This is a genomic window from Pseudomonas sp. UBA7500, from assembly GCF_002478435.1.
GTDB lineage: Bacteria > Pseudomonadota > Gammaproteobacteria > Pseudomonadales > Pseudomonadaceae > Aquipseudomonas > Aquipseudomonas palmensis.
The window spans coordinates 405,498-422,722 of record NZ_DLNW01000044.1; the positions used below are offsets into that span (position 1 = coordinate 405,498).

Sequence of the window (17,225 nt, forward strand, 5' to 3'; positions counted from 1 at the left end):
TGTACATGCAACGACTCAAGACATTTTGCGCCGGCCTTGCGCTGGCCAGCCTGACCGGCGGCGCCGCAATGGCGGCCTCGCTGGTGCCCGGGCACAGCGTCAGTGGCGCCATCGGCCAGGGCCGGCAGCCGGTATGGACCGTGCCGCTCAAGGCCGGTGACTTCGTGCAGGGGCGCGTGGAGGGCGACGTCAGCGTGCGCCTGCTCGATGCCGACGGCCAGCCGGTGCGGTTGCTGGTGGACGGGCTGGACATGGTGCGCGACTTCATGTTCATCGCCCCCCACGACGGCCTGTATGGCGTGCGCGCAGAAGCCATCGCCACCCGCCCGCAGGCTGCCTATTCGCTCAAGCTGACCGGTGTCACCAGCGTGGCCGAGCAGCAGGCCCAGCAGACGCGCCTGCAAAGCCCGGTGATGCGCGAGCTGGCGGCGCATGTGGCCAAGGGGGGCGATACCCAGGCCTTCTGGAAGGCCCGCGAGCAGCAGGGTACGCCCCTGGTCGAAGCGCTGGCGGAGCAGCCCGGGCAATCGCTGGTGACCTTCCTGTGGCGAGGTGCCCGGCACAACGTTCGGGTATTCGGCGCGCCGTCGGGCAACCATGATGAGCTGCAGCGCCTGGGCGACAGCGATGTGTGGTTTCGTAGCTACGTGGTGCCTTCCAGCACCCGGATGAGCTACCAGATGGCACCGGACGTACCGCCCTCCACTGACCGCCGGGTGATTCTGGCCAGCTCCCGGCAAGACCCGCTCAACCCCAACGGCTTTGCCGATGGCAGTGGCGATCGCTGGCTGTCGCGCTCGCGCCTGGAGCTTGCCGACGCGCCGGCGCAGCCCTGGGTGGCGCAGCGCCCCGGGGTAGCCCGGGGCACGCTGGAGCGCCAGGTGCTGACCAGCAAGGTGCTGGGCAACCAGCGTGACGTGTACCTGTACCGGCCGCCGGGCTGGACGCCGGGGGCGGCGGGGCAGGGGCTGCTGGTGCTGTTCGATGCGCATGCCTACACCCGGCAGGTGCCCACCCCGACGCTGCTTGACAACCTGCTCGCCGATGGCCTGATCGGCCCCACTGCTGCGCTGATCATCGCCAACCCGACCGACCTGTCGCGCCAGGTCGAGCTGCCACCCAACCCGCAGTTTGCGCGGTTCATGGCCGAGGAACTGATGCCCTGGGCGAAGGCGCGCGGGCTGTCGGCCCCAGCCGACCGCACGGTGGTGGCAGGTTCCAGCTACGGCGGGCTGGCCTCGGCCTACCTGGGGCTGCAGCATCCGGAGCTGTTCGGCAATGTGCTGAGCCTGTCGGGGTCGTACTGGTGGGCGCCGGAAGGAATGGAGCCTGGTTGGCTGACCCGCGAGTACGTGCGTGCACCGCGTGCGCCGCTGCGCTTCTACCTGCAGTCGGGGTTGTTCGAGGGGCCGAAGATTCTCGACACCAATCGCCAGTTGCGCGACGTGCTGCAGGCCAAGGGGTATCCGGTGGTGCAGGTGGAATACCCGGCCGGGCATGACTACCTGCAATGGCGTGGGTCATTGCCGTGTGGGTTGATCGCCCTGATCGGTAGCGGGCAGGGGACGCCGCAGGCCTGTGAGCCGCGTTGACCCTGCCGCTTCGCCGGCAAGGCGGGCTCCTGCAACATCGCCAGGAGCCGGCCTTGCCGGCGAAAGGTTTACTGCGCGACAGCCGCCTCGCGCCTGACCTTGTTGCGCCACAGTCGGTAGGCGCGAATGCCTGCCCGCACCGAGCCGTACAGCAGCTCGCTGCCCATCTCCCGCGCCAGCCCCGAGCGCACCAGCATCCGCAGGAAGCTGCCGCGGGCCCGGGCGATGCCCATCACGATACCCTGGGCCATCAGGGTTTCACGCACTTCGCGCAGCGCCGCGATGCCGCTCACGTCGATCGAGCTGACCGCCTCGGCGTCGAACAGCACGGCGCGGGCTTCCACCTCCTTCTGCACCGCGTCGAGCAGGCGCATCTTGAAGTAGTCGGCGTTGAAGAACAGGATCGCGTCGTCGAAGCGGTACACCACCAGCCCTGGCACCGTGCGCGCGTCCTTGTGGCGGCGGATGTCCACCTGGCCCTCGATGCCGGGCGCCCAGCCCAGCACTGCATCGGTGGGCTGGTAGATGGTGTAGAGCAGACGCAGGATCGCCAGGGTCACCGCGATGATGATGCCCGGCAGCACGCCCACGCCCAGCACGCCGACCGTGGTCAGGATGCACAGCCAGAACTCGAAGCGGCTGAGGGTGTAGATCTTGCTCAGCGACTTGACGTCGATCAGGCCCCAGCCGGCCATCAGCAGCACGGCGCCCAGGGCTGCCTGCGGGATCCACGCCATGGGCACGGTGAACAGCAGCAGGCACAGCGCGATCACCAGCGCCGCGATGATGCCCACCAGCTGGCTCTTGCCACCCACCATGTCGTTGACTGCGGTACGCGAGTCGGCGCCGCTGATGGCAAACCCCTGCGAGGCGCCGGCGGCCAGGTTCGATACGCCCAGGGCGAGGAATTCATGGTTGGCGTTGATCGCATAGCCATGGCGTGCGGCGAAGCTGCGTGCGGTCAGCATGGCGCTGCAGAAACTGACCGTAGCGATACCCAGGGCGTCACGCAGCAGGCTTTTCATCTCTTCGAGGTTGGTCTGCGGCCAGGCGAGGGTGGGCATGCCCGAGGGCACGTGACCGAGGACTGCCACGCCGAAGCGGTCCAGGCCGAACAGGCCGGCCACCAGGGTGGCGATGGCCACGGTCACCAGCGCTGCCGGCAGCTTGGGGTAGCGCCGGGGCAGCCAGATCAGCAGAGCCAGGCCGGCCAGGCCGATGAACAGCGTCAGCCAATGGATTTCGTTCAGGCGTTCGAGCAGGTTGATCAGGCTGAGCACGAAGCCGTTGCCCTCGATCTTGAACCCCAGCACCTTGCCCAGCTGGCCGGCCAGCAGGCTCAGGCCGATACCGTTGAGGTAGCCGATCAGAATCGGTCGGGAGAAGAAACTGGCAATGAAGCCGGCCCGTGCCAGGCCTGCGGCGATCAGCATCAGCCCCACCAGCACCGTGACGATCACCGACAACTGTGCCACGCGCGCCGGGTCGCCCATGGCCAGCGGCGCCACGGCACCGGCGACCATGGCGCAGGTGGCAGCGTCGGGCCCGACCATCAACTGGCGCGAGCTGCCCACCAGGGCGTACACCATCATGGGCAGGATGCACGCGTACAGCCCGACCTGCGGAGGCAGGCCGACGATCTGCGCGTAAGCGATGGCGATGGGGATCTGGATGGCGGCAACCGACAGGCCTGCCTGGAGGTCAGGGCGAAACCATTCGGCACGGTAACGCAGCAGGTTGGCGAGGCCGGGGAGCCAGCGGGAGAGAAACATGGACCGATCCTTGTGATGTTTCGGAGCAGCGGTGGGTTTTACCAAGGTCTTTGGGGGCGGTGTTGATCTGAATCAGGCGCAGGCAGGTTTCTACTGCAATGGTGCGGTCATCGCCAGGCGTCCCTACGGCACGGCTTCAAAAATTCAGTCGGAACAGCGTTCTCCAGAAGTTCTTGATCGGTGAGCGCTTGTGGCGATCCCAGTTTCGCTCCCACCACTCATCCTCATCTTTTGACGCTCCCTCGATATCACTACCAGTCTCATACGCTGCGTGTTGTCGAAACAGCATGGGGAAAGCGCAGTACTGCTTGATGTGATTCCTGAACAGCCTGTCGATCGGTGTGCCGTCGTATCGAGCCTCGGCCACGGCACGACAGCCTTCACGGGAGAGAATGTAGGCGTGCAGCGCTACCACGCGCCCTCGGGCAATGAAAGGAAACCAGGTCAACCACGTCCGGCCCATGCTGTAGCCGAGATGCAGGGCTTTGAAAGGGCGGGTACGGATGAAGCGGTTTGTCCAGCCGATCTGCGCAGGTTTCAGTTGATAGGGTTTTACGTCATCTTCGAATATCAGGATTCGCTGCAAACCATTGGCCAACGCCATCTTTGCCAGCGCCTGGTGAGACTCGAAGCACCCTCGCACAGGGTCGTCATTTCGCTCGACAATATAAAAGGTAACTGGATTCTCAAGCAGGCAACCGACGGCCTTCTCGAACAGATCACGCCGGTCCTGCCTTTCCTTTATGGATATGCAGTAAACAGTGTCGACATCAAATTTGATCTTTTCCAAAAGTGAGCCCTTTCATCTTCAGCGCTATCCGTAGCGTACTCACGCTAGCGGCAACAAAAGAAGTAGGCAACAAAAGAAGTGGAGCGTTGTGGCTTAGAAACGAGAAGGTAGGGAGGCAGAGGGGATTTGAAGAGGCTGAATTCGGATCAGGTACCGGTCAACCAAACGGTCATCCGTTCTGTCGAGCCGCCTGGTGTGGCGCTGGAGGAGCTGAAGTGACTGGAGCGGGTGAAGGGAATCGAACCCTTATTGGACATATACGCCTGAAAGCGTGTATCCGTGTAGTCCTCAATCCCCCCCCAAACCCCTTAATCACTGGCAATCCGGCTAGATTCTGAAGGTGCACCATGGTGCACGAAGCATCCACCTCCTTTTAGACCACTCTCCGCTGCGAACTCCTCAGGAAGGAAAGCAATGAGCAGCCCTAGGCCGAAAGCGGAGTCACTATATTTTACAATGTTGGCCAGCTATGCCCACCTGCCAGTTCGAACCCTAAACCATTTCTAATGGCGTCAAAAAAAACGAACGCCCAGCAAACCATGCCCTGCCGCTCACTAGAAAGGACTTCACTAGCCTGGTTCAGGCTCATGAATGGCTACAGGAGTCGCATTGGCAGATCGATTAATGCGTTCTTCTCACAGGGATGGCTCAATGCTAGCCTTCTAGGTTTGCACCGGTGATGTAAACATCCGATTTTTTGAGTTTCGGAGTCATTCACCTATTAGGGATTCCATACCGAGGGATGAGGTTTGAGTTTAATACCAGCATGTTGGAGATCGCATATGCCGCAGCTACACAGCGCCTGTGCCTATTCACCGGAACAGGATTTTCCAAAGCGATATCAGATCAGGAAGCGAGCGCCTGTGGGGGTACTGCTCCTAAGCGCTTTTCCATGCCCTGTTCCCGTCTGACCTCTCTGCCTTGAAGACGGCACAGGCACAGTGGCTTGCAATGGTGGCCCTGCGCCGATTAAGCCCGATGGATGAGCCCTGGATGGCAGCAGGTGACTGCTTTGGGGGCCTGTGATAAGGCGCGGCTAGCTGATGGAGCCTGGCGTCACGGCGGGTCGAGTAGAAAAAATAGCGATCTCGTGGTATAGATAATCGAACACCTGCGGGTAAACCGCTATTTAAATCCCAAACTGAAACCAGGGAGTTGGTATGAATAAATCCATAGAGTTCGATATTCCACTGGGCACGCTGGTAAAGTTTAAATTCAAGTTTGAAGGCGTTGATGGTGAAAAGCCTATCTCATATAGCGCTTCGTCGACCGCAACGCTCAATGCTGATCCGTCTCAGGAAGAGATTCAGGTTGCGGTCAATGCCGCAATTAAGAAACTATTGCTTCAGCAAGCGTCTGAAAATGGCTGGGGAAGTGATACTAAAGGCGGGTGTGAGATAGATGTTCTTGAAGTAAAGCAGTTTAATACCAAGATTGATGCAACCTTCAGGTAATGTGGGTGACTTTGCGTGTCGATTCATGCTCGATGCGCAGAGTGGTTTGAAGAATAACCATCAGCATTCTGACCCGAGTCTGGTCTCATTCAGCCACTAGCCGCTTGCTACGATCCAAGCTTTATCTAGAGCCCTATGCCCGCCTAAAATGCCGACACCCCACTTTGGTGGGCAGGAAGCGATGATGTCACCATTCCCCGGCGCATCAAGCGGCCACCTTCATTCGCCGTGAGAGCCGTCGTTAATGTCTGATAAGATTTTAGAAAATGACCGAAAACCTAACTGAGGAAGAAATGAGGCAAGCACTTTTTGGCTTGTCAGCGCCGACCATCAGTGAGCAACCGAAGTCTTCACCCAAGCCATTATCTCCCGCTTCTCCGAAGCCAGTGCAGCGTAAGTACTCTGCTCCAAGATTGCGAGTTACTTTAAAAGTGGCAAAGGTTTACGATGGGGATAAAGAGTTTTTTACTTATGATGCTAATACGTTGAGTAGTTTAGTTGCCGAGCAGGAAGCCAAAAGTGCCGCGAAGAAGAAACGGTTCAAATATTTTGAGCTCGTTTCAGTCGTGACTGTTTGATGTTGGAAGCATCGCAGAACAAGCGATGACTGCAAGCGCAAATTAGCTAAGTGCTTCCTGCGTAGCAGCATTGAGGCTTAGGGATCTGCGAAGGTTCTTACCGTCGTCATACTGATTCCCTTAATGATTCACTTGCACGTGAGCAAGTACGTTACGGCTCAGGCGTCTGGTTCGCAGCCTCTAGCGCCTCAGCGAGAGCCTCCAGTGCATCAGATACCCTGCGATCCTCCCAAGGGTCTCCCGAGCTTGGGCGAAATGACTGGCAATGCCGAAGTAATGCATCACGATCGTTTTGATTCAAGTCAAATTGAATAAGCATGCGCGTGTCCTCGGCCCGTGCGGTGACGTCGATTTTGCCGGGTTTCAGGAGGATCAGGCAACGCGGGTGATGGATTCTGATCGCAGGTATGAGGGGTTAAGGTAATAGGCCGAGCAGGTTAGACCTGCCGGCCCTTGAGCGTGGTATTAGTGGTTGATCCAGCGCTCAGCACCAATGTCGGCGCGCGCTTTTTGCACGTCGCCTTCACTGACGCGTGGCGCTGCATTGCCCCAGCTTTTGCGGATGTAGGTCAGAACTGCAGCCACATCATCATCGGGCATTTTCCAGTCGAAGCGCGGCATGCCAGCGCCGGTGGGGTTGCCCGTGGTCATTGGCCCTTCGGCCCCCATCAACACCACGTGCAACAGGCTGGGCGGGGTCTGCCGCGTTCACCTGGGCGTTGCCAGCGAGGCTCGCGCGCTCGCAGATTAACATTGCCCGATTGTCCATCCCGGTATCCTCATCAAGCTTCATTCAGCGTCTAAGTGAGCATGAGCTTGCTCCGTCACCCGAGCGTCCCGGTAGATTACGGATTGAGCGCAGCTTACGCCATCTGGAACGGCATCAGCGTCATTCGCAATCATTTGCCTACTTATCTCGATACGGCCCGCCCGTCACCGCATCCGGGCACTGCGCTTGCGTCAGGTGTTGGCTTTGCAGCTAGCTGCTATGGGATAGGCGTGCTTTTTCCGGCAAGCCTCGTGTTCTAAATCCAGCTCATGCGATGGGTCAGTGTTTTTATTAGTATGAGACGCATCGGGATCGTCTGAAATCGGGCAGCGTTTTCATCTCTGACTTTCCTCATCCCACCCACACGAAGTAGGAGCAGTCCATGCAAGATGGCGACCCACCGAATCGCCCAGGTGAACTTGCCCAGAGCGACCTCGACGCAGATCGGGCCGTCCTGGCGCCTGACGATGATGCCTTTGGGTATTACCCATTTGCACGATCACTTGCCAAGGCGATTCGCAAGACACCTAGCCCAACCGGTGTCGTGATGGCGTTGAATGGCCCATGGGGTAGCGGGAAGTCGAGCCTGCTCAATTTGATCCGGTATGAGCTAACGCAAAGTTCGGATGCACCGCCTCTCATCGTTGAGTTTAACCCGTGGTGGTTCAATGGCAGAGATCAGCTGGCTGGGCAGTTGCTTACTCAGTTTCACAAGACACTGATCGGTGAATCCGGTGTGTTGCGCGATGCCGGCGACATGCTCGCTAAATACGCGGGCGCAATCTCCAAGGTGGTTACTTACTCAACCGGTATTTCCTGGCTGGATAAGTTGCTCACCCCCTTCCTAAAGATGCTGGGTCGCAAGCCCATGGATGTGCCGAAGGCCAAGGCGAAGATCAGCAAAGCCCTGGCGAAGGCTGACCGGCGTGTTCTGATCGTCATCGACGACATCGACCGGTTGACGCCACCAGAAATGCTGGAGGTTTTCAAGGTCGTCAAAGCCTTGGCCGACTTCCCGAATGTCTTGTACCTGCTGTCCTTTGACCGAGAGGTAGTGGCCGAGGCGATAGGTAATGCGGTCAATGCGAGCGGGGTGGCCTATCTGGAGAAAATCGTGCAGGCAGCGTTTGAGCTCCCGATCATTTCGCAGGCTCAGCTCAATACTCACTTCTCCCAAGAGTTGAACAACCTGCTTTCAGCCGTACGTGCGCCCGATGCTGCACCCAGGTACTTCCAGAACATCTTCTTCGATGGCCTGGAGCAATACCTGCAGAAGCCTCGTGACATCGTACGCATCATGAACGTTCTGCGCGTGACCTTTCCAGCCGTTGTCGGGGAGGTCAACTGGGTGGATTTTGTGGCCTTGGAATTTTTGCGAACCTTCGAGCCCATCGCCTACCAGCGAATCCGGCAACACCGCCAGATGTTTACCGGCTCACCCCAGATCGGAGACGATCTGCAGAGCGTAGTGGCTTTTCATAATGCATGGCTTGAGCAGGTTCCCGAGAACAGAAGGGCAGCGGTGCGTGCGCTGATCTGCCGCATGTTTCCTAAGATCGATGCTGCGCTGAACCGGCAGTACTATGGAGGGTATGACGGGTACCGCCGCATGAACCTGAGCTGCGATGATTTTCATCCCGTGTACTTTAGCTTCGGGGTGCCGGAGTCGATACTCAGCAGAGCGGAGGCTGATCAGCTAATTGAGCTTTCGGCTGATCCGGAGCAATTCTCGGACGCATGGGCTGGTCTCAAAAGCACCCGCCGGCAGGATGGTCATTCCAAGGCCCGTGAGTTGCTGGATTTCATCTCCCGCATGGCACGTGACCTTGGCGGCGACCGGGCAGCCCAGCTACTGATCGCCATCTTGAGCGTATCGGAGAGCCTGCTTGTGGTGGCAGACGAGGCCGGCTTCCTGTCAATGCCGAACCACTGGCGGGTTTCATCGACGCTGCAGCGGCTCCTTGAGACGATCGCACCGCCTGATAGAGAGGTGGCGTTGAGATCAGCCGTCATGGAGGCGCGGGGTGTTCCTACGGCGCTGCATCTGCTGCGCTGGATTCGGGGTGACCTGCCTCACGGAACGCATATGGAGGGGCTTGAGCCTTCCGTGATAGCGGAGCTGCAGAGCGAAGTCGCTGAGCAGGCAATGCTGATGAGCTTGTCTGACCTGCTCGATTTTGACGAGCAGCAGTTATTGATCCGTCCCCTCATCGACATCGTTGGCGAGCAGCGTGTGCGTGAGCTGTATCAACCCATTTTGAGTGACCCCGCCATGCTGCTCAGGTACCTGGAGGCTTCAGCGTCTCGTGGAATGGCGCACGCCGACAGCGACAGGGTGTCGAGCAGTACGATCAATGTTTCCTCACGGGTGTTAGACCCCATCGTCGAGCGTGAGCGGGCAACAGTCTTGGTTGACGCTTTGCGGCAGCTGCCGGATATTTCCCGTGAGCAGGTAGGCATCATTGATGCCTATTTCCAAGAAGACGACTGGCACAGCAGTGATTCTGATGACGAGTGAATAGGGGCCGACTCACCGAATGTCTTGAGCTACTTGAATGACTGAATGACAGATGGAGGCGGCGCAATTGAGGCCCACAGTCCGCAATACTTTCTTGTGATCGTGTCGCAGGCCCGCCGACGAGATATGGCGCCGCTAGCCTTGACTACAGCGAAGCCGCATCGGGGCATGCCTCCAGCCCTTGCGGCCCCGCAGTTATCGTCTGAATTGGGGACGTTGTGCCGCTATTCGTGCTGTGGTGTAAGCGTTGGCGAACTCGGACTGGTCAATCGTATCCCTCGTTAGGCTCTCATTGAGCGCGGTAAAGATTCGTAGTCCTTCTCCGGCCTCTATGGATTCCAACTGAGCACATCTCGTACCTAGCAACCGGATAGCCACTTTCTCAAGACCTTCATCCATTTGATCGCCATGGTGAGACTCCACCAACAGCATGTAGACCGCCCAGAGTTGTTTGGCGCACGCCTTCGGCAAATGACTCATGAGTGCGGCGGTGATGATCAAAATGACGATGGTCTCAAGGGCCTGGCTGGGGGCATCGTTTTTCATGGCTGCTTTGACATGCCAGTGTCGCATCAGCGCCGCTAGCAAAATCTCAGGAAGCAAAGCCTGATCTACCAGTATGCGTAACACCGATGCTGCATGACGCAGCGCTCTCTCAAAGGGTGCGCGGTAGTCCCAGAGCGCCGAGATCACTGAAATGAGCCTAGGTTCAGCGTCGAGGATTTCTACGGCTTGACGTACGGTTCGTGCAGTAAAGGCAGCCGGGGGGAGCAGCCGCACAATTTCGGATAGCTGTACGATTACCCCGACCCGCCATTCGCACAGCTGCGCAATTTTGCCGGCTTTTTCAATAGGGGAGAGCTGCCCAACCTCTGTCATTGCGGCCAGGACATCAAGGGTGCAGAAACCGTCGACCTCGGAACCTGCAGCACAAAATATCCGCAGCGATTCGTCATCAGAATAGAGCCGGTACCGTTCCGGCTCATTGCCAAGTATCTCCACGATTTCACTGTTGCTGCGCCCAATGACTCTGGCGGGCGATGCCTCGCTTGCCACCTCTGGAGGGGAGGGCTGAAGGATCGAGGCGAGATGGGGTTTCAAAGCGTTCTGTAGCTCCAAGCATTTGCTTCGCTTTGGGCTTCCAAACACGGGGTTCGTGAACTCGGCAAGCTCCTCCATCGTGGCCTTGGTCACCGCAATTTGACCGAAGAAAGTGATGACGGCGTCGATCAGCCCCAAGTCGTTAAGGACTAACAGTGCTGTCCAATCCAGTAAAGGCACTCGCTTGCGCAGGTCATCGGCACCGGTCGGCTGCCAACCTGTATCGTTGACCATTGCTAAGTGATACTGGCGATCATCCCGGCTGGACACCTTGGCAATTTCCCACAGGTGCACGATATCGCAAACGTAAGACAGCACCAGTCGTGGGCGCCACGAGAAAGGAACGGTATTCAATCCCTGCTGTAGGGAGCGCTCTAGCCGCTTCTGGAAGGCCTCTCTGTCGGGCGTCATTCCAGTCAGTGCTTTCAGGCTTTCCACCAACTCCGTGCTAGAGGCGCCCTCTCGGATTTCGCCTCTCCAGAGCATCCGGGAATTCGGGAAATTCCTGAAGAATGCATCAGCGCGTGTGCGGAACTGCTCTCTATCCCTGGCAAGGTCGATGTCACTGCGTCCACCCAGAGTGCCGCTCAGGTGCATCATCAAGTAGGTGCCTTCCTGGCTCTCTACACTTTGATCCACCAGTTCGCCAGCTCGCAGGGCCAGCTCCAGTAGCCGTTCGCTCGTTGGGTCGGAAAACTGAATGAGAAAGAACAGTAACTTAACGAACTCCAATTGTTCCCCTTTGGATCTCGCAGTTTCGAGCGCTCTTTCCGCTGCCTCCACGGCGTCATCGACGTAGCCGCAACGCGTGGCAATCGTCGCATAGGTGTTCAGTGCCAGTGGATCGTCAGATCCTGTGGCTACAATTTTCAACAACCGATCGCGGGCCTTTTCCGTTTCGCCCAGGTGATCAAGTGCCAATGCCTCGAAGGCTCCCATTCGATCACCAGGCTCAACGCGGACTCGATTGCTTTGACACAGCTCTACGATGCCTTGCCAATCTCTCAAGGTCACCAAGGCCAACCCAAGCCGCGCAGCCACCGCAGGCGAGAGGACATAGTGCTCAGTGATCCTTTCGGAGAGTCGAACACACGCCTGCGCGCTCTGCGGGTCGGTAGGGTCAAGCTCGTGGATGAGGGTGAGTGCAATACTGACGGGCCGATCCAGTTCTTCATACCTGGCCTGCAGCGTCCTCAACGCCTCATCCTTGGCCAACCTGCTCATCTCCAACTGGAGATAAAATTGTGCGAGGGCGGCTTCGGGGGCCAGAGCAGGATCTGCTTCGAGCAGCCCCATCCACTGGTTCACGAGGCCGGTCTGAACTGATTTGTGCGCCGAAATAGACGCTGCGGTGACAGCCGACCCAAACAGGGGGTGGCTGCGATCCACGTCACCGACGTATGCGCCAAAGCCTTGATAGCACGCCCGAAATTTACGGGTTTCATAGAGCAGAAGCGTGCCCCAGAGCTGCTTGTCAGGTGAGTCGGGCAACTGATCATTTGCCGACAATGCGAGGGTGAAGTCCGCCAATTGACCCGCAATGCCCCGCAAGACCTCATGGATATGGGGCAAGTCCGGGCGCTTCTGCGCTGCATCCTTCAGGTCTGCAAGTATCGACTCTGCCTTGCCAAGGGCCGACGCTGTGGCCCCCCAGATGTCGACGAGCTGCTCTATGTTGGAGCCCCAGCCAGATGCCTTTATGGACAGGACAGCATCGTTAATCGCAACCCAAGCTTCCTCAAGCTTTTGAAGGTCTACACCCGGAAGACCTGCGGGTGGGATAGATTCACGTCGCGGCGTAGTGGCGGTGGCCACTGCGAGGGAAAATTTGGCTCGGGCCCTAAGCAACAGCAACAGTTCACGAATGTCATCGGACGCGTCACAGGCTTCAAGGCCCGCCTCGCAGTCCGTCAGGGAATTTGCCGGTTCTTCAGACAGCCAATGTGCAAACGCTCTGGCGAAAGACCGTTGAGGTTCCGCAAGCAAATTCGCCTGCTCAACGGCCAACTCGTAATGCCCTTGCACGGCATGCAGCCGGGAGCGAATGGCAATGATGGCTGGATCTTCACCCTCCAGTAAATCATGTAGCTCTGCAAGTGAGTCGCTATCGTTCTCGAATCGGATGCGGATCTCCGCTTCCACCTGGGCTGCTCGGAACTTGGGGAGCGGCGTTACCTCGTACGCGTTCTGGTAGGAAGAGACTGCCGCTTTGTTATCTCCCGTTTGAACCTGCCAGTTGCCACGTAGGCGCCAATATTCTGCGCGCTCAAGGGTGGCCGACCCTTCGAGTTTTGGCTCTGCCTCATCGAGCTGGATCTTCGCTCGATCCAGCGCGGTGACCTGTAGATCTGCCTTGGCCTGAGTCAAGTTCCAGGCAAGCGTGCCGCGAGCTGGGTTGACCCAGTAGTCTTCCGTTGGGCCTGCCAAGGCGTTCATCAGTGCGGAGCCTCGCGCAGCCACGCCTTTTACTACGCCCTGAACCAGGGTTAAGCGGTCATCTGCTTGCATCCCTGGGTGTGTTTGCTCTGCGCGCTCACTCAGGATATGCCCCATGCGAGACAGTTCGTTCTGGTGGCGAATGTCTTCCGAGAGATCCGTAGCTATTTTTAGTACGTTCTTTGTGGGCGCACGAAGGGTGACGGATTTGCGTTCAGCGGACAGATCGTCGACCGAGATGCGATTCAGCTCATCCCTGAGCCAAACATAGTAAAGGGGGCAGTCGACAGGATCTTCGTTCACCGATAGGTCGCAGATCACCAGAAGTACCGGTTCTACGGCTCGGGCGTAATAGCGGACAGTGGTGGCTTTCAGAGACACCGAAATGTATTCGCCATCCGCCGTCAGGTTCGGAGAGCGGGTGCCCTTAAGCTGGATACGGAAAATATCCGTCGCTTGTTGATTCGGCGTGGTCTGCACTTGGAAGTCATAGCCATAGTCGTCAGTCCCTTCCAGGCTTTGCACTCGCCAATTCTTGGGATGTCGAGCCATCAGGCAACGTGTTGCATCGGCATTGATGTCGTGCTGATCACCCGTCCCAGGTAGAGGCCCGTCAACTGGCATGGTGCTTCCTCGGTATTATCAAAAATGGGTGCTGGAGGCTTGAACGGCGTTTTGATGCAGCACTATTTGTCCTGAGTATACCGGGCGTCAAACCGAGTTTGGGATCAGACTATGGGATCAATATCTCTGTAACTGGGGCTGCGAGTCAGGTTGGGTGCATCCCCCATGTTGTACGAGACTGCCCAAGTTTTTCCGAACTGCGGCCCATTCACAGCGCTCGGTAATGGCTTCCTGATGCCAGTCCGGTTACGCTGATGCGTACCAGGGAGGAGGCGCAATGAGTCAGTACCTTTTAAGTTTTGCCAGGCAGAACCTTGAGGGGCGTACTGATGCGTACCTGGTGCTTCTTTGGTGTATGTACCAGGCCAACCAAAGCAAGGGCCGCTACTCCGACCACATCAAGTCACACATCACCACGGCGTCGGATCAATTGCTGGGTCGCAACTACCAGCGTGTCGCTGCTCGCTTCAAGAAAGTGCTCGATAAAAGGCCTGAACTGGATCGGATACCACCATCGGGCTTGGGGGCGTTGGATTACCTGCGCGTCAGGAATTTCCGGGGCTTTGGCGAGTTTGGTGCTGACGACAAAGGCACGTTCATTCGATTCAGTAAGCTGAAAAACATTTTCTACGCGCCCAATGGGGGCGGCAAATCATCGCTCTGTGAAGCCATCGAAATTTGCACCACTGGGGACATCAAGGAAGCCGCCAGGCGCAAGACCAAGGTCAAGCAGTACATTGCGCGAGGAGAAACCAAGCCCCAGCTCGCTCTCCTGGGAACGAATAAGCTCAAAATTGCGCCCAGTATCAGTTGGTCAAGCTGCTTTATTGATCGCAATCGCCTTCAGGAGTTTTCGCTCCTGGGCTCCAAGGACACTGGCAGTGGCGAAAGTGATGTCTTGGCGACCCTGTTCGGCCTGGAAGAGCTTCAGGAAGTCATTTCCCGATTCGTGCGCCCTGACAGTTTTACGCTCAAGGCATTCATGCGTGCCGACCAGGCCGAGGCCCTGACGAACCTTGAACGCGCTCGAACAGAGCTTGGCCAAGTGCGGAGCAAGCACAGGGCAGATCTGTACGCTGCGATATCGCAAACCTGTCAGCTCTTGGGGCTGCGGGCCGATCAGGATTTCGAAATTCGTCCAAAGGCAAAGCGGCTGCGCAAGACGATAGACATGCACATCCGTGGGGCCGAGCGACTGCGAGCCGCCAAAGCACCGGTGGTCATTCCCATCAAGCATGTTGCGCGTACGTCTGCCATCGCCAAGCGGTTGCTCAGCCGCAAAACGCAGATCGAGACACTGTTTCTGAAAAGGGCCAGTGACGTTAACTATCGCGCTGTTTTTGAAGCCTTGGAGGCTTTGGAAGCCACCGAACAGCCGTCTGAGAAGACCTGTCCCGCCTGTTTGACGCCCCTTGACCAAGTCACGGTGAACCCGTTTGAAAGGGCTCGTGATCAGATCAAGGTGCTCGGGGCTCTGGAGGCTCTGAAGCGATCCAAACAGAAAAATGATGCTCAAGTTGTCCTCTGGGCTTCAAGGATCGCGACCGGGATCAGTTCCGTGAAGGCCAATGCCTATGCCGATGTACCCTGCCCACTGGCGATGGACGCATTGGAAGCGGTGCTCATCGAGTTCCATACGGCGACTGACCGCTCGACAGTGGCGGGGGCTGTCCTCAATGCTTTCATCGCGCTCTGCGCTGACAGTACAGTCCAGATCGAGGCCTATCTGCGTGCCTGCGAGCGCAAGCAACGGGAGGTTGATCAGGCGGAGGTTCAAGCGGCTCGTCTGGATGCGCTCATCGAACACCTCAAGCAGGTCGATGAGTCGCTGAAACGACAGTTTGACCTCAAAACCCAGGCGCTAACCGGGTTCACAGACGCCAATGACAGGATGCTTGCGCTGATAGGGCAGAGAACGGCTTTGCTCAATGACTCGGTGGATAACAGCCACTTCAACCAGTTGCTCAAGGATCTTGAGGCTGAATACCGAACGCTCTACGGCGACCTGTTGGACTACAAGCTGGAGCTTGAAAAGGCGCGCATTACAGGGATCGAAGCCAAGGCTGCCGAGTACTACCGAGCGATCAATAACCACGACGATGACCATGAGCAGATAGAGACGCTGGCCTTTGAAAAGCTTACGGAGAGCTACCGGATTAAGATCACCAACGTGGACGGATCCCTGCTGGATGCGTTTGCTGTGCTCAGCGAAGGGCATCTGAGGGCGCTGGGCTTGTCGATTCTCTTGGCGATGGCTGAGAAAAACAATTTTCCGCTCATCGTTTTTGATGACGTCGTCAACGCGATCGATACGGATCACCGATCCAACATCATCGACTTGTTTTTCAATGATGACTACCTGCGCCGGATCCAGATGGTGGTGACGACCCACGATCGCCTCTTCTGGGAGCGCTTCTGCATCATCGCTGATCGCCATCCTCAATCCGACCAGCATGCAAACCATGTGCTCAGCTATACGAACAAAGGCATCGTGGTCATTGATCACTCGGGCGGTTTTCAGAAAAAGGTGCACGTGGCGCTTTCGGTTTTCGACGTTCGACAGGCGTTGCTGTATTGCCGGATCTGGTTCGAGTCCATGGTGCTGGAGTTCTGCATTGAGAACGGCGTACAGGTCACTGCCAATTTCAACAAGTCCCAGCTCAAGAAGAGCATGTACCTGCAGATAAGCCTGGAGCACACCTTCAAGCTGGTGGAGCCGTTCATCGACTACGACCTGTCGCACTTCAATTTAATCAAGAACGACCTGGTCAACTGGGGCGGCCAAAACCAGGAGCACCACGCCTTTGATGAAGGCAGCCTGAACTTCGTGCACTCCAAGACCAGTGGTGAAGTCTTGAAAATATACGATGCCATCCGTTTCCTGGAATGCCAGCTTTTCACGGACAAAAAGAAGGAGTCCGGTGAGAGATACCTTGCTGAGGTCAACGAAAAAATCGAGAAGGGCCGCAGGAAGCTGGCAGGCCTCGCCAGAGCGCCGGAAGAGGTGCAAAAAGACCACCAGGCCGTGTTGAAGGCGCTGGAAAAGCGCGCCATTGAACTCACCCAGGAGCTTGAGTTCATCGAGCGCTGCGTAGTGAGCGTGGCGGATCGTGAGGGAGCAGGGGCGTTGCCCGCTGAGTTGCCACCTGCTTAGTGCCTCATACAGCGAGAGGTGCCAAGCAAATGAACGCGGCGCCAGAACAGGGTTCTGGCATGGCTACTTTCAATCGCCCATTGCCAACCCCGCCGTATAGGCCGGATCTCACTCTGGTGAGTGCCGGGTCAAGTAGGCTCTTGAGCCGGTAAGCAACTGACTCCCATTGGTGAGTACACAGGCTTTGAGGAGTCCCTGCAATTAAAAAGCTTGGATGGCTGATTTCCTGGGCCTGGATAATCCGTTCTTCGCTGAAAGTAACGGCGATCAATCAGATACGTTTCGGGCGGGTACGCCGTCGCTCCTGCACTTGAGCCGTCAGCGCTAACGAATGGCTTTGGTTGGACTCGCCTGCAGCCTCGCGTGTGCCAAGGTACTCAAGGGAGGCGGTCTATCACGGAGCCGTAGTCAAAGTCGACGGTACTCCCTGACGGTTG

The 17,225-nt window shown here is 57.7% G+C and carries 9 protein-coding genes; 5 read left to right on the forward strand and 4 right to left on the reverse strand.

Features of this window, described 5'->3' with window-relative positions:
• The first annotated feature begins 5 nt into the window (after positions 1-5).
• The gene (locus B4I46_RS18980) at positions 6-1,592 is read left to right on the forward strand and encodes an alpha/beta hydrolase-fold protein (protein WP_253086616.1); all 1,587 of its coding nucleotides are present in this window, start codon (positions 6-8) and stop codon (positions 1,590-1,592) included.
• Between the two features lie 68 nt (positions 1,593-1,660).
• On the opposite strand, the gene B4I46_RS18985 is transcribed toward B4I46_RS18980, so the two are convergent.
• Together B4I46_RS18985 and B4I46_RS18990 are read right to left on the reverse strand one after the other, a co-directional pair.
• The gene (locus B4I46_RS18985; protein ID WP_043860081.1) at positions 1,661-3,364 is read right to left on the reverse strand and encodes a SulP family inorganic anion transporter; all 1,704 of its coding nucleotides are present in this window, start codon (positions 3,362-3,364) and stop codon (positions 1,661-1,663) included.
• Positions 3,365-3,500: 136 nt separating this feature from the next.
• Positions 3,501-4,154 (reverse strand): hypothetical protein, encoded by a 654-nt coding sequence (locus tag B4I46_RS18990; RefSeq protein WP_043860082.1) that lies wholly within the window; start codon positions 4,152-4,154, stop codon positions 3,501-3,503.
• A gap of 1,160 nt (positions 4,155-5,314) precedes the next feature.
• Between B4I46_RS18990 and B4I46_RS18995 the strand changes: the two genes are divergently transcribed.
• Both B4I46_RS18995 and B4I46_RS19000 read left to right on the forward strand, forming a co-directional pair.
• On the forward strand, positions 5,315-5,608 hold the full coding sequence (locus B4I46_RS18995) for a hypothetical protein (protein WP_110766560.1): 294 nt from the start codon (positions 5,315-5,317) through the stop codon (positions 5,606-5,608).
• A 266-nt stretch (positions 5,609-5,874) separates the two neighbouring features.
• Positions 5,875-6,186, forward strand: coding sequence for a hypothetical protein (locus B4I46_RS19000; protein WP_286901326.1), 312 nt, complete (start codon positions 5,875-5,877; stop codon positions 6,184-6,186).
• A 465-nt stretch (positions 6,187-6,651) separates the two neighbouring features.
• On the opposite strand, the gene B4I46_RS19005 is transcribed toward B4I46_RS19000, so the two are convergent.
• Complete coding sequence (locus B4I46_RS19005; protein WP_286901327.1) at positions 6,652-6,837, reverse strand: c-type cytochrome; 186 nt, start codon at positions 6,835-6,837, stop codon at positions 6,652-6,654.
• A 500-nt stretch (positions 6,838-7,337) separates the two neighbouring features.
• Between B4I46_RS19005 and B4I46_RS19010 the strand changes: the two genes are divergently transcribed.
• Positions 7,338-9,473: a KAP family P-loop NTPase fold protein gene (locus tag B4I46_RS19010; protein WP_286901328.1), complete on the forward strand. Its 2,136-nt coding sequence runs from the start codon at positions 7,338-7,340 to the stop codon at positions 9,471-9,473.
• A 195-nt stretch (positions 9,474-9,668) separates the two neighbouring features.
• Here B4I46_RS19010 and B4I46_RS19015 read toward each other — a convergent pair whose 3' ends face one another.
• Positions 9,669-13,634: a DUF4365 domain-containing protein gene (locus B4I46_RS19015; protein WP_286901329.1), complete on the reverse strand. Its 3,966-nt coding sequence runs from the start codon at positions 13,632-13,634 to the stop codon at positions 9,669-9,671.
• A 277-nt stretch (positions 13,635-13,911) separates the two neighbouring features.
• Here B4I46_RS19015 and B4I46_RS19020 point away from each other — a divergent pair, with 277 nt between their 5' ends.
• A complete protein-coding gene (locus tag B4I46_RS19020; RefSeq protein ID WP_286901331.1) occupies positions 13,912-16,788 on the forward strand; it encodes an AAA family ATPase in 2,877 nt (958 codons plus the stop codon).
• Positions 16,789-17,225 lie beyond the last annotated feature (437 nt).

Excerpts from the sequence above, each read along its gene's own strand:
- B4I46_RS19020 (WP_286901331.1), top strand. The coding sequence starts at position 13,912 with ATGAGTCAGTACCTTTTAAGTTTTGCCAGGCAGAACCTTGAGGGGCGT.
- B4I46_RS18995 (WP_110766560.1), top strand. The coding sequence starts at position 5,315 with ATGAATAAATCCATAGAGTTCGATATTCCACTGGGCACGCTGGTAAAG.
- B4I46_RS18980 (WP_253086616.1), top strand. The coding sequence starts at position 6 with ATGCAACGACTCAAGACATTTTGCGCCGGCCTTGCGCTGGCCAGCCTG.
- B4I46_RS18985 (WP_043860081.1), bottom strand. The coding sequence starts at position 3,364 with ATGTTTCTCTCCCGCTGGCTCCCCGGCCTCGCCAACCTGCTGCGTTAC.
- B4I46_RS19015 (WP_286901329.1), bottom strand. The coding sequence starts at position 13,634 with ATGCCAGTTGACGGGCCTCTACCTGGGACGGGTGATCAGCACGACATC.
- B4I46_RS19010 (WP_286901328.1), top strand. The coding sequence starts at position 7,338 with ATGCAAGATGGCGACCCACCGAATCGCCCAGGTGAACTTGCCCAGAGC.
- B4I46_RS19000 (WP_286901326.1), top strand. The coding sequence starts at position 5,875 with ATGACCGAAAACCTAACTGAGGAAGAAATGAGGCAAGCACTTTTTGGC.
- B4I46_RS19005 (WP_286901327.1), bottom strand. The coding sequence starts at position 6,837 with ATGACCACGGGCAACCCCACCGGCGCTGGCATGCCGCGCTTCGACTGG.